11 protein-coding genes are annotated in these 12,475 nt (G+C 66.3%); 4 read left to right on the top strand and 7 right to left on the bottom strand.

Features of this window, described 5'->3' with window-relative positions; translation table 11 throughout:
• Position 1: 1 nt before the first annotated feature.
• Positions 2–952 carry an acyl-CoA desaturase gene (locus tag V3B41_RS02360; RefSeq protein WP_329859925.1) on the bottom strand — a complete coding sequence of 317 codons (951 nt, stop codon included), beginning with the start codon at positions 950–952 and terminating at the stop codon, positions 2–4.
• Between the two features lie 81 nt (positions 953–1,033).
• Entirely contained in the window at positions 1,034–1,801 is a 768-nt protein-coding gene (locus V3B41_RS02355; protein ID WP_197619157.1) for a hypothetical protein, read from the bottom strand.
• Between the two features lie 132 nt (positions 1,802–1,933).
• On the opposite strand from V3B41_RS02355, the gene V3B41_RS02350 reads away from it, so the two are divergent.
• Genes V3B41_RS02350 through V3B41_RS02340 form a run of 3 tightly spaced genes read left to right on the top strand, consistent with a single transcriptional unit; the run spans position 1,934 to position 3,935 of the window.
• The gene (locus tag V3B41_RS02350; RefSeq protein WP_049429288.1) at positions 1,934–2,557 is read left to right on the top strand and encodes a sigma-70 family RNA polymerase sigma factor; all 624 of its coding nucleotides are present in this window, start codon (positions 1,934–1,936) and stop codon (positions 2,555–2,557) included.
• Positions 2,554–3,225 carry a ChrR family anti-sigma-E factor gene (locus V3B41_RS02345; RefSeq protein ID WP_049429287.1) on the top strand — a complete coding sequence of 224 codons (672 nt, stop codon included), beginning with the start codon at positions 2,554–2,556 and terminating at the stop codon, positions 3,223–3,225. The genes V3B41_RS02350 and V3B41_RS02345 overlap by 4 nt, the downstream gene beginning before the upstream one ends.
• A gap of 17 nt (positions 3,226–3,242) precedes the next feature.
• Positions 3,243–3,935 carry an oxidoreductase gene (locus V3B41_RS02340; RefSeq protein ID WP_100443511.1) on the top strand — a complete coding sequence of 231 codons (693 nt, stop codon included), beginning with the start codon at positions 3,243–3,245 and terminating at the stop codon, positions 3,933–3,935.
• A gap of 2 nt (positions 3,936–3,937) precedes the next feature.
• Here the strand turns inward: V3B41_RS02340 and V3B41_RS02335 are convergent, their stop codons facing one another.
• Genes V3B41_RS02335 through V3B41_RS02325 form a run of 3 tightly spaced genes read right to left on the bottom strand, consistent with a single transcriptional unit; the run spans position 3,938 to position 9,031 of the window.
• Positions 3,938–6,337 (bottom strand): hybrid sensor histidine kinase/response regulator, encoded by a 2,400-nt coding sequence (locus tag V3B41_RS02335; RefSeq protein ID WP_049429285.1) that lies wholly within the window; start codon positions 6,335–6,337, stop codon positions 3,938–3,940.
• Positions 6,330–6,797: a response regulator gene (locus V3B41_RS02330; protein WP_100443510.1), complete on the bottom strand. Its 468-nt coding sequence runs from the start codon at positions 6,795–6,797 to the stop codon at positions 6,330–6,332. Before V3B41_RS02330 ends, V3B41_RS02335 begins: the two co-directional genes overlap by 8 nt.
• Complete coding sequence (locus tag V3B41_RS02325) at positions 6,794–9,031, bottom strand: ATP-binding protein (RefSeq protein ID WP_049429283.1); 2,238 nt, start codon at positions 9,029–9,031, stop codon at positions 6,794–6,796. Before V3B41_RS02325 ends, V3B41_RS02330 begins: the two co-directional genes overlap by 4 nt.
• Positions 9,032–9,297: 266 nt before the next feature.
• Here V3B41_RS02325 and V3B41_RS02320 point away from each other — a divergent pair, with 266 nt between their 5' ends.
• A complete protein-coding gene (locus V3B41_RS02320) occupies positions 9,298–9,591 on the top strand; it encodes a hypothetical protein (protein ID WP_049429282.1) in 294 nt (97 codons plus the stop codon).
• 16 nt (positions 9,592–9,607) lie between these two features.
• On the opposite strand, the gene V3B41_RS02315 is transcribed toward V3B41_RS02320, so the two are convergent.
• Both V3B41_RS02315 and V3B41_RS02310 read right to left on the bottom strand, forming a co-directional pair.
• Complete coding sequence (locus tag V3B41_RS02315; protein WP_049429281.1) at positions 9,608–10,093, bottom strand: TspO/MBR family protein; 486 nt, start codon at positions 10,091–10,093, stop codon at positions 9,608–9,610.
• Positions 10,094–10,167: 74 nt separating this feature from the next.
• Positions 10,168–12,351, bottom strand: a complete 2,184-nt coding sequence (locus tag V3B41_RS02310; RefSeq protein ID WP_329859919.1) for a hypothetical protein — start codon at positions 12,349–12,351, stop codon at positions 10,168–10,170.
• Positions 12,352–12,475 lie beyond the last annotated feature (124 nt).

Below are 12,475 nucleotides of genomic sequence, written 5' to 3'. Positions count from 1 at the left end.
GTCAGTACCTCGCCTTTGCCAGCACCCATTCGGGGATGGGCTTGAGTCCCTTGACCAGGCCGAACGCCGCCATCACGCGCAGCCCGTACCAGGTCAGGTCGATCTCCCACCAGCGGAAGCCCTGGCGTACGGTGCCGGGGAAGAAGTGATGGTTGTTGTGCCAGCCTTCGCCGAACGTCAGCAGGGCCAGCCAGAGGTTGTTGCGGCTGTCGTCGCGGGTCTCGAAGCGGCGACGACCGAAGCGGTGGGCCAGCGAGTTGATGGTGACCGTGGCGTGGAACAGCACGATGGTGGAAATGAAGAATCCCCACACCAGCAACTGCGGGCCGGAGGTGTGCAGGCCCGGCGCCCAGTGTTCCAGTGCTGCGCCCAATGCATAGAGGCCGATGGCCAGCAGCATGGGAATGGCGGTGTCGAAGCGGTCCAGCCAGCGCAGTTCCGGGAAGCGCGCCAGGTCCGGCACCCGCGACAGGTCGGTGGCGAAGGCTTCGCGGGTCAGGAACCAGCCCATGTGGCTGCGCCAGAAGCCTCCCTCGCGCGGCGAATGCGGGTCCAGTGGCTGGTCTGCGTGGCGGTGATGGTGGCGATGATGAGCCGCCCACCACAGCGGGCCGCGCTGCACGCTGGCCGCGCCGATCACCGCGAACACGAACTGCACCGCGCGCGGTGCCTGGAAGGTGCGGTGTGAGAAGTAGCGGTGATAGAACGCGGTGATGGCGAACATGCGCACCGCGTAGAGCGCTGCGGCCACGATGACAGCCGTCCATGAGACACCTACCCAGATCACCGCGATGCACGCCACATGCATCAGTGCGAACGGCACCGCACGCAGCCAGTCGATGCGGCCCGACTGTTCCGCGCCAACGTCCGCGGCTTCGCCGGTATCAACCCAGCGCTGCAGGGTGCGCAGCAGGCGCCAGCGTCGACGGGGGAGGGGCGATACAGAGGCCATGGCGGATCTCGGCGGGTGTCGTGTCTTCCTGTACGCACCAGAATGCGCAATGGATGCGACGTGTTGCGGTGAATGTTGGCTTCACGTGTTCGTAACAGGGCAGCGGTCGACCAGTGGCTGCGCCCATGCCTGTTGCCACTCAGACGCGGGGCGTTGCGCGGGAGGTGCGCTGAAGCGCACCGTCACCCGCGGATAGGTGCCGCGTGCATCGCGCAGGTTGCTGGTGCCATTGAATTCCAGAAGGCGCCTGTCGGCGTTGGCATAGACCAGCGACAGGCGGGGTGCGACGCCGCCATACCAGGTGTCGAGGCTGACCTCGATCGACTGGGCGTCGATGCCTTGCCAGCGCAGGGCGCCGGTATGCCGCACCTGCACCGGGAAGTAGCGCTGCCGCCCGGGCACCAGGAACGGCATCGACACGCGCTCGCCCTGCATCAGCGCTGTCCAGTGCAGGCGCACCGCCGCGTCGAATCCCGCATCGATCACCGCATCCGGCGGCAAATCAAGCCTGCGCTGCCGGGGCGGGCTGGCGGCATCCTCCTTCCAGACGACGGACACAGCGCCGCTGGCGGCCTCGATCTCGGCCGTCTGGCCACTGCGCCGGTCCTGCAGCGTATAGCCACGAGCCTGCGCCAGGGGGCTGGCCGGCAGGTGCTTGCGGGCGAACGGCTGGCCACCGGGGCACTGGTACAGCACCCAGTGCTCGGCCCCCTCGCTGGCGTCGCGGCGCCAGTGAACTTCGTGGTAGAGGATCCGGCCCTGCGAGGACGTCGCCACGCCCTCGCTGCGCAGCCAAGGGGTCGCCAGTCCGGCGTGGGGCAGGCACAACAACAGCCAGGCGATGCGCATGGCATTCATCCGTAAGGGCGGGTCCAGGTCGTACGGCGGGCGGGGCGGGTTGGATGCGCAATGCGGGCTGCATCCGATTGCCATTCCCGCGCGTACAGGGGACAGACCTTCACCCGCCCGCCGCGAACGCAGATGTATCCTGACGCCGCCAGCACCCTCGCCAACTTCAACAGCGCACGCATCGTGTCCAGCTCCCAGCAGCCCAGCAGCGAGCCGAAAAACTGGGCCGGCGACATGGACGGTGTCGCGCGGCTGCGCGACCGCGACTGTTTCATGCGGATCTACGACCATTTCATGCCGCGCCTGTGCGTCTATCTGCGCGGGCTGGGCGCGCCCGAGGCGGTGGCCGAGGAGCTGGCGCAGGAGTGCCTGCTGCGCCTGTGGCTGCGCGCGGCCGACTATGATGCCGCGCAGGGTGCGTTGAGCACCTGGCTGTACCGCATCGCCCGCAACCTGCATATCGACCGCGTGCGCCGCGAGCGCAGCTGGATGCAGGTACAGGTGGCGGTGGAAGACGCGGCAACGATGGACGTGGTCGAGCGCAGCAGCGCCGAACAGTTCGCCGACCAGGCCCGGCTTCGCCAACGCATCAATGAGTTGCCGGCAGTGCAGGCGCGGCTGGTGCGCATGTCCTACTTCGAGGCCAAGAGCCACAGCGAGATCGCCGAGGCACTGGGCATGCCGCTGGGCACGGTGAAATCGCACCTGCGGCGTGCGTTCCTGCAACTGCAGTCGAAAGTGGGAGGTGCGCTGTGAATCCGCACCACCATCTGCACGAATCCACACTGATGAGCTACGCCGCAGGCGCGCTTCCGGCGCCGTTGAGCATCGTGGCGGGCGCCCATCTGGAGCAGTGCCCGCACTGTCGCCAGCGCCTGCGCGAGGCCGAGGCGATCGGATCGGTCTTGCTGGAACAGACCCAGCCATCCACGGGCGATCTACGCCGCGAGCAGTTGCGCGACGCGATGTTGATGCGCCTGGCGACGGATGTGCCTGCCGCGGCAGTGTCATCACGGACCGTTTCCAGAGAGCGCCCCGAAGCCGATCCGGACCATCTTCCTGCGTCACTTCACCCGTATTTCGGCGCGTCGCTCAGTGGCCTGCGCTGGCGCTGGATGGCGCCGGGCGTGCACTGCATCCGTGCCGAGCAGATGCCTTCGCTGATCATGCTGAAGATTGCCCCGGGCAAGTGCCTGCCGATGCACAGCCACGGCCGAAGCGAGCTGACCCAGATCCTGCGGGGCTCGTACAATGATGCGTTGGGGTTGTTCGCGCCCGGCGACGTGGCGGACCTGGATGGGGACGTGGAGCACCAGCCGGTGACCGCGCCAGGGGTGCCGTGTATCTGCGTGTCGGCGCTGGATGCACCCCTGGTGTTCAGTGGCTGGCTGGCGCGGAAGGTGCAGCGTTTCGTGAAGCTCTAGCGGGGCGGGAGACGGTGATGGCGAGGGCAGAAGCATTGCGTGTTCTGTTGACCGGCGCCGCCGGGTTGGTGGGGCAGGGCGTGGCGTTGGCCTGCCAGCGCTCATCGCAGGTCGGCCATCTGACCGCGCTGGTACGGCGTCCGGGCAGCCTCAGCGGTGCGGGAAGCGAGCGGGTCGTGCCGGATTTCCTGCGCATCGATGAGCAGCGTGACGATCTGGCTGGCTTCAACGCGTGCTTCTATTGCGCGGGCGCGCCTCCGGTGGGCACCGCCGAAGCCGAGTACCGGCGGGTGACGCTGGACACCACACTGGCCGTGGCCCGCGCGTGGGCGGCAGTGAATCCCGACGGTTGCTTTCTGTATGTGTCCGGCGCCGGCGCGGACCCGCAGAGCCGGGTGATGCCGCTGCGGATCAAGGGCGAAATCGAACTGGCGCTCCGCAGGATGCCGGTGCGTACCGTGATGCTGCGCCCGGGAGGCGTGCGGCCGGTATCGGGAACCGGCACGCGCCACGCGGTGCTCAAGCCCCTGTACTGGGGTGGCGCGCCGCTGATGAAACTGGCGGGCGCACTCGTCCCTTCACTGGTCACCAGCAATCTGGCGGTGGGCCAGGCGATGATCGCACTGGCAGGAAGAGAGCATCCGCCTGCCACGGTGGAGTGCGCGGACATCAACCGGATCGCGGCAGGCACGCGTGATCCGGCGGCGTGAGCTCAGTGCGCGGCAGCGTCCAGCGCGGTGCGTACCGCCTGTGCAAGGTCACTGCGGGTAAACGGCTTCGGCAGCAGCGCAGCGAACCGACCCTGACTACCCACCGCCTCGTGGTCGCGTGGATAGCCCGAAGTGAACAGCACAGCAACTTCAGGCCAGCGCTCGCGGACCTCGCGGACCAGTTCCCAGCCCGACATGCCGGGCATCACCACGTCGGAGAACAGCAGGTCGACCCTCGTGTCCGGGCGCTCCAGCAATCGCAGCGCGGACGGTCCGTCATGCGCTTCCAGTACGCGGTAGCCCAGCAGGCGCAGTGAATCAACCGTGTGCGCGCGCACATCGTCGTTGTCCTCGGCCACCAGGATGGTTTCCTCACGCGGCGCGTAGCCGGCCAAGCCAGACTGTGGCGCACGCGCTTCGCTGGGCAGCGCCAGCGGCGAGCGCGGGAACATCATGGTGATGCTGGTGCCGCCGCCTTCCACCGAATCGATCAGGACATGACCGCCGGACTGCTTGACGAAGCCGTGCACCATCGACAAGCCCAGCCCAGTGCCACGGCCGACCTGCTTGGTGGTGAAGAACGGTTCGAACACGCGCGCCAACGTGGCTGCATCCATGCCGTGCCCGTTGTCGCGCACGCGAAGCATCACGTACTCGCCGGGTTCGGCATCGGGGAACAGCGCGGCGTAGTCATGGTCCAGGTGGCTGTTGTCGACCTCGATGACCAGCCGGCCACCGTGAGGCATTGCATCTCGGGCATTGACCGCCAGGTTGAGCACAGAGGCCTCCAACTGGCTGACGTCGATCTCCACGCACCAGATGTCCTGGGCGCTGCGGATCTCCAGTTGCACCAGTTCGCCCAACGCACGCTGCAGCATGTCGTGCATGTCCAGCAGGCGGTCGTTGAGGTTGGCCGCCTGGCTATGCAACGGCTGGCGGCGGGCAAATGCCAGCAACCGCTGGGTGAGGCTGGCGGCACGTCCCACGCCCTTCAGGGCATTGTCCAGGGCGCGACCGACCAGCGCGGCCGGTTCACCAGCGCGCTCGCTGAGCAGCATGGCGTGTTCGACGTTGCCGGAGATGACCGTCAGGATGTTGTTGAAGTCGTGGGCGATGCCACCGGTCAGTTGGCCCACGGCCTCGATCTTCTGCGACTGGCGCAGCGCGTGTTCGGCCTGCAGCCGGGCGGTGGTTTCCACCGCTTCGGAGACCACGGCCGTAACCGCACCGTCTGCGTCCAGCAGGGGGCGGAACGAGAAGTCGAAACTGCGCCGCCCGGTCGGCAGCTCGATATCCAGCGCATGCAGCGAGCTGTGGCCGTGCACGGCATCGGTGACGGCCTGATCAACGGTGGTGGCAACCTCGTCGGTCGTGGCGAACCACGGCGACTGCACATAAGGCTGGCCCACCACATCCTTCTTGTCGGCCAGCACGGCGGCCAGCGAGGCGACGTTGGCATCAACCACGCCGCCGGAAAGATCGAGCAGTACCTGGTGCTGGAAGCTGGATTCGAAAATGGCCTGCAGGCGACGCTTGCTGGCCCTCAACTCGGCCGTGCGCGCCTGGACCTGCCGCTCCAGTTCCTGGTTGTCTTCGCGCAGCGCCAGTTCGGCCTGCTTCAGCAGGGATACGTCGCTGGCCATGCAGATGTAGCCAACCACACTGCCGTCGGCCGCATGTTCCGGCACGCAATCCATCTGCACGAATCGTGACTGGCCACTGCGATGGATCAGCTCCACCTGGAAGCTGGAGCGCTCGCCCTGAAGCACGCGCTCCAGGCTGGGCAACGCATGTTCAAACGCAGAAATGCCACTGACTTCCCGTGCGGTGCGGCCCAGCAGTTCGGCAAGGCTGAAGCCATGCCAGTCCAGAAACGCCTTGTTGGCAAACCTGTAGCGATGGTCCTTGTCCAGCTGGGCGATCAGTGCAGGAACGGCGTCGGTCACCTGCTGCAGCTGGGCCTGGCTGTCGTTCAGCGCGGCCTGCGCATTGGCAAGCTGGGTGCGCTCGTGCGCCTCCTGGCGGGCGCGGCGGATCGCATCGGGCAAGCGTTGCAGGCGTTGCTTCACCACATAGTCGCGGGCACCGCGCGTGAGAGCCTGGACCGCCAGCTCCTCGGTCAGCGTGCCGGAGACAAAGATGAAAGGCGTCTGTGGCACGCGCTCGCGTGCCAGGGCAAGTGCAGCGTCGCCATCGAAGCCAGGCAGGACATGATCGGCGAGGATCACGTCGAACGGTCGGCTGTCGATTGCCTCGATGAAGGCGTTGCGGGTCCACAGGCGCTCGGCCTCGAAGTCCAGGCCGGCGCGCTGCAGCTGTGCGGTGATCAGCTCCGCATCGAGCGCACTGTCCTCCAGCATGAGGATGCGCAGGCGCTCGCTGCTGCGCGATCCATCATGCATTGTGCTGCCCCGTACCGGAGGGGCGATGTGGCGGTGGCTGGTTGGTGATGCCCCAGAACATGCCCAACCCCTGGATCGCGTCGAAGAATTCCTTGAAGTCGACAGGCTTCACCACGAAGGCATTCACACCCAGTTCGTAACTGCGCACGAGATCCTGCTCTTCGCGGGAAGAGGTCAGCATGACGATCGGGGTGCTGCTCAGCTGCGGATCTCCGCGAACCTGTTCCAGCACTTCCAGACCGTTGACCTTGGGCAGCTTCAGGTCCAGAAGCACCACCACGGGGCCACCATGGTTGGCCCCGGCGAACTTTCCCTCGCAGCGCAGGTAGTCCAGCGCTTCGGCGCCGTCTCGTACATGGATGACGTCATTCAGCAGCTGGCAGCGCGACAACGCGGCCAGTGTCAGTTCGGCATCCTTTGGGCTGTCCTCGACCAGGAGGATCGGCCGCAGGTCCCTCATGGGTAATCTCCTGTGGAACGGGGTAGGGTGAAGTGGATCGTGGCGCCCTTGCCGGGTTCGCCTTCGGCCCAGGTGCGGCCGCCGTGGCGGCCGATGATGCGACGCACGTTGGCCAGGCCGATGCCGGTGCCTTCGAATTCCTCGACGTGATGCAGGCGCTGGAACACGCCAAACAGTTTGTCCACATAGCGCATGTCGAAGCCGCAGCCGTTGTCGCGCACGAAGAAGTGATCTTCATCGTCGCTGCGTTCGTGGCCGACCTCGATCACCGCCTGGTCGCGCTCGCGGGTGAACTTGACCGCATTGGACAACAGGTTCTGCCAGACCAGGCGCAGCATGGTCGGGTCGGCTTCCACCTCCGGCAGCGGCGCCATCGTCCACTGCACATCGCGACCGGCGTAGTCCAGCGCCAGGCTCTTGCGGACATCCCCGACCAGCGCAGCCATGTCCAGCCGCACCCGTCCCAGCGTGGAGCGTCCCATCTGCGAGAAGCTGAGCAGGTCGTCCACCAGCGTTCCGGCGGACTTTGCCGACTCGACGATGGTGTCCAGGAAGCGGCGCTCGGTCTCGTTGAGGCGTTCACCGGCCGAGCTGCCCAGCAGCTCCGAATAACCGACGATATGGCGGAAGGGGGCGCGCAGGTCGTGGCTGACCGAATAGGAGAATGCCTCCAGTTCCTTGTTGCTGCGCAGGAGCTGCTCGTTCAGCTCGGCCATTTCCTCGGCCTTGCGCAACACGACGTCGACGATGGCGGTTCGCATCTCGTGCGCGGCATCGCGATCGGCGTCACCCCATGGCAGGCTGCGCTGCTGCACGGTCTCCTTCCATGCCTCAAAGGAATGGCGTGGAGACAGCACGACATCCGGCGCTGCGGTCTTTCGGGGATCGCCACCCCAACTGACAGTACGCACCACCTCTGGGCGGAACCACATCAGGTAGCTGTCATGCAGCTGCGAGATGGAGACCGCCAGCAGGCCACTGGCCACCTCCGCCAGGCGAGCGCCCTCCGCCCAGTCGGCGGCCAGATGATCAGTGCAGTAGATTTCCTGGCCGGCATGCTGCGCGGACAACCAGTCGGTCAGCGCCAGGACGTCGCTGGCAGAAGGGCACCGGCCAACGCGCATGCAGTCGCCCTTGTGCACGATGGCCGCGCCAGCGGCACCGGTCAGCGACAGCAGGCTGGTCTCATCCAGGCGCAGCGCGGCAATGAAGTCCTCGTCACCGGCCATGCGTCCCAGCAGCTTGACCAGCACGGAACGGCGAACCACGCGTTCCTCGATCGCGCGCGCACGCTCCTTCAGGGCAATCTGCAGCGACAGGATCTGGCCCATGAACTCGCAGGCCGTGCGCACGTGGTAGGGCAGGCGGCGCGGCTGCACCGTATGGCACGACATCAGCCCCCACAACTGGCCCTCATGGACCAGCGAGACCGACATCGACGCCCCGGTGCCCATGTTGCGCATGTACTGCAGGTGCACCGGGGATACGCTGCGCAGCACCGCCAGGCTCAGATCAGTCGGCGGTGCGTCGCGATGCTCCTCGGCCCGCATCAACGGGGCAGGGGTGTAGTTGTTGTCCGCGATCAGGCGCACCCGGTTGCGGCGGTAGAGTTCGCGTGCCTGGGCGGGAATGTCAGATTCAGGAAAACGCAGGTCCAGGTACGAGGGCAACAGGCCATTGCCTTCTTCCGCCACCACGATGCCGTTCCAGCCGGCGTCGAACTGATAGACCAGGGTGCGATCGAAGCCGGTGAGCCGGCGCATGTGCGCGGCGGCCAGCTGGCACAGGTCTTCCACCGTCGAGGCCGATTCGATGGCGGTCATCAGCTCGCGGATGGCCGGATACAGCTCTTCAAGAGAACCGGGCTGGCCCGCAACCGGCGCTTCCAGCTCGACAAGGAGGTCGGTGGCGGAGCGATGCACCAGCAGCTGATGGCGGCCGTGGCCATCCAGGTGCACGGCGCCCACATGCGCACTGCTGCCGATGGTGGTCTGCCGGAGCAGCGCCTGGAAGGGCGCCAGCACGCCACCGAGTACCTCACTGACGTGCTGAAGCAACGGCTCGCCGAACTGCTGAAGGACGCTCGGCTGACTGATGGCGCGCTCGCGCACCCGCAACGACTGCGGCTCCAGCACCAGAAGCACACCGTAGGGCTGGATCGCGCCGGGTGTGTGGATGGGTTCGCGCGCACAACGGGACAGCGCAAGGTCGGGCGTGGACTGGGCAGAAGGCATCAACGGAGGGGCTCATGTTTCATGGATGGCTGGAAAAGCCCAGCGATACATCCGGCTAGCAGGGATGGTGAAGCAAAATCGCGCATTCGCCTACCACCTGATGCCCGTGAAGGCCGTTTCATTCAAACCTGAATTCTTCATCTACACAGCGGCGGACGATGTGTAAGGCGCCCGTGCAGAGGTTTTGCATCCAATGCATATCGGCTGCACGCCAGCTCGACAGCGATTGTCCTAGGGTGAATCCACCTCCAACCGTTGCCACGCCCGTGAACCTGCAGACGCTCCCACCTCTTCCGTACCGCATGCTGCCTGACAGCTGCCAGTTTGAACTGCTGGATGTGGATGCCCTGCAGGATCCTGCCAGCGGTCGTCTTCTGCACCTGTACTCGCTGGTGGCCCGCTGCCTTTCCTGCGAAACGGTGTTCAAGGCAGAGGAAGGCCAAGGGTTGGTGAGCCATTCTGCAGCCAGAGTGGTGCGCTGCCCCACCGGCTGTGGCCAGCAGGCCTTCAAGTCGTCGCTGTTGCGGGCGTGGCGCCCGCAGGCCATTGCCCAGGCTTGACTCAGATCTGTTGCGCTCACAGCAGTGCGGGATTGGCGCGCCACACCGCGTAGTTCAGCGCGCAGGCAAACACGATCCAGGCCAGGTAGGGAAGCAGCATTACTGCCGCAATGCGGCTGACGCGCGCAAACCTGACGATCGTGGCGCACACCAGCGCAATCAGCAGAAGAATGTCCGCGAACGCAAGGGCGCCAAGTTTCCAGCCGAAGAACAGCCAGCTCCACAGTGCGTTGACGGCCAACTGCAACAGATAGAGCCGCAGTGCCGGTTGCGCGCCGCGCCAGCCGCGCTCGCGCCAGACCCGCCAAGCCGCAACCGCCATCAGCGCATAGAGCAGCGTCCACACCGGGCCGAACACGCCGGCCGGCGGCGCCCACGCGGGCAGGGCAAGCGTGGTATAGAAGGTGGCCGCCGATGAAGATGCCCACGCGCCCAATGCGGCCGCAGCGAAGGTGATCGCCAACCAGCCCAGAAACCCGGAAATCTGTGTGCCGCGCTTCATCCCGATACCGCTCCATGCTCCGTATGCCCCTGCATACGCATGAACGCGGCATATGGATGCAGATGCCGCGGCATTCAGTCTGAGGATCCGCCAGTGCCTGCTGGCAGCAGGGAAGGGCGCTCGTCAAACCACTCGCGCGCCTTGGCCAGGTGCCACTGGCGCTGGTCGCCATCCAGTTCGATGCCCGCGCCCAACAGCCCCCAGCGCAGATAAAGGTCGCCGCGCTTGCGCTGCTCCAGCAGATCCAGTCGCGCGCGCACCGACAGCCGATCATTCTCGGCCTGCAGGCCATCAATCACCAGATGGCCCGGGCGCCAGCGCAGCCTGGCCTGCGCATCCACCTGGCCGGAGTCCAGCAGCGACAAGGTCCAGCGCGGGTAGTCCGTGCGCTCGGCGAACAACGCCAGCAAGGGGCGCGCATCACTGAGCGCCAGGTCGGTGGTGGCGTCCACCTGGAAGGGCGATTGCGCATCGATGCGGCCGCGTCTGAAGATGGCACGCCCTTTCCACGCCGTCGAGCGTTCCGTGCCGGCCACCTGCACGTTGCGTAGCTCGACCGTGGTGCCGGACAGGTCGAAATGACGCTGGTTGAAGTCGCCCCGGCGCAGCGTTGCGTTCACGTCCACATCGCCGCCCATGTCCAGCCCTGCCACCCTCGCACTGGTGCCGCGCCCCTGCAGGCGGGCCGTGCCATGGCCAACGCGGCCATCGGTATCGAGGGTGGCATCACCGCTGAGTAAGCCGGTGCCGCGCAGCAGGCGCACCTGTTTTGAACCGAGATAACGGTTGTAGGCGGACAGATCTGGAATGGTGGCTTCGCTGAAGCTCAGGTGCGCGCGCACGCCCTTGCGCAGTTCCTGCAGACGACCGTCGCCGGTCAGGTCCAGCGCCAGATTGCGGCCGTCGAACAGCCGAACGTCCTTGGCATCGGTGGGACGCGCGGTGAAGCGGGGCAGGCGGACCGCAAGCAGCGCCTGATTCGGAGTACCTGACTTCAGTTCCCCATGCGCGCTGGCGGTACCGGCAAGCCGGACGCCGGCGACCTCGGCAACTGCTTCGGCAGAGGGAATGTCCACCGTGCTGCCTTCGCTCAGCTCGCCATTGTGCAGCCGCAGGTCGGCCTTCAGCGTGCCGCCGCCGTCCAGTTGCAGCCACGGCTTGCGGACGAACAGGGCAGGGATCCAGTTGAGCGAGGTGAATGTCCATTCGCCGCGTACCGTACCTGAACTGCGCTCCAGCAACTGGCCCGGATCCTGGAAGGGGATTTCACGGCCGGTGATGTGCAGGTCCGCGTCCACTTCGCTGCCTGAGTCGGGCCGTGGTGGCAGGCGTGCCTGCAGGCGCAGGTCGTTGGCCACGTTGAGCTGAAGGGCCAGCACGCCGCGGTCTGGAGCCCCGTCGCCAAGATAGAGCGGCACCTGCCAGAGAGCGCGGTCGCCGGGTTGCAGCTGACCATCGATCAGGTGTGCCGAGAGCTGCAGGCGGCCCGGCACCGGGGCGCTGGAGATCTTCGGGGTGGTGGCATCCGTATCCATACGCAGGCCCTGGCTGCGTGCATCAACGTCCAGCTGGGCATGCAGGATCTTCAGTTTGGCCAGCCCAGGCGCCTGGTCACGGTAGTGGCGTGGGTAGCTGAAGCGCGCAGCCAGGTTCATGTCGCCCAGCAGCTGCACGCCGTCGAAACTGGTGTCTGCACCCTTGAATGTGACTGTTGAATCCAGCAGTTCCGAAGGACCGCCGCGCAGCTGCTTGACGAAGCCGACCGTGCCCTGGCCCTTGCCGATGATCAGCAGCTTGCCGAAACGGGCGCTGCGGATGCTGTCGCTGTGGATGGCATCGAACCGCAGCGTCCAGCCCTGGTCGCTGCGCGGGGGCGGCGGGATGGCCTCTTCAACACGGCTGATCTCGGCCGAGACGCCCGTGGCCTGCAGGCGCGGAACCCGCACTTCGCGCTGGAACAGCGGCAGGACTGCCAGCCTGGCGCTTGCCCGGTCGGCATGCAGCACGTAGACGGTGTGGTTGACGTGGCCGCGCATGTGCACGTTCCAGGCGATCACGTGCCCGGGCAGCAAGGTGAGGGCTGGGCCCGTGGTCATCACGAACTTGTGCGGCTTGCGGTTGGTGACCTGGTCGAACAGTGGCGTGTTGAGGAAGATGTTGCCGGCCAGCAGATACAGCAGGTAGATGCCCAGCAGGACGTAGCCAGCGACGCGCCATCGGCGGAGCCGGTGCGGGATGCGCGCGGAAGTAGGGGGCATGTACTGCTCTAAGGGCCGGAATTCACTCAACTATTGCCGAACCGATGGCGGTGGCGCGTGAAGCGGGTGCGGGGCGCTTTCTGGAATCTGCTAGTACCCGGCCTGGTCACGACCACAGATCTGC

It is taken from the genome of Stenotrophomonas sp. SMYL89, from assembly GCF_036319985.1.
GTDB lineage: Bacteria > Pseudomonadota > Gammaproteobacteria > Xanthomonadales > Xanthomonadaceae > Stenotrophomonas > Stenotrophomonas maltophilia_Q.
The sequence above is the reverse complement of the archived record's forward strand: the minus strand, read 5'-3'. Positions and strand labels throughout refer to the sequence as shown.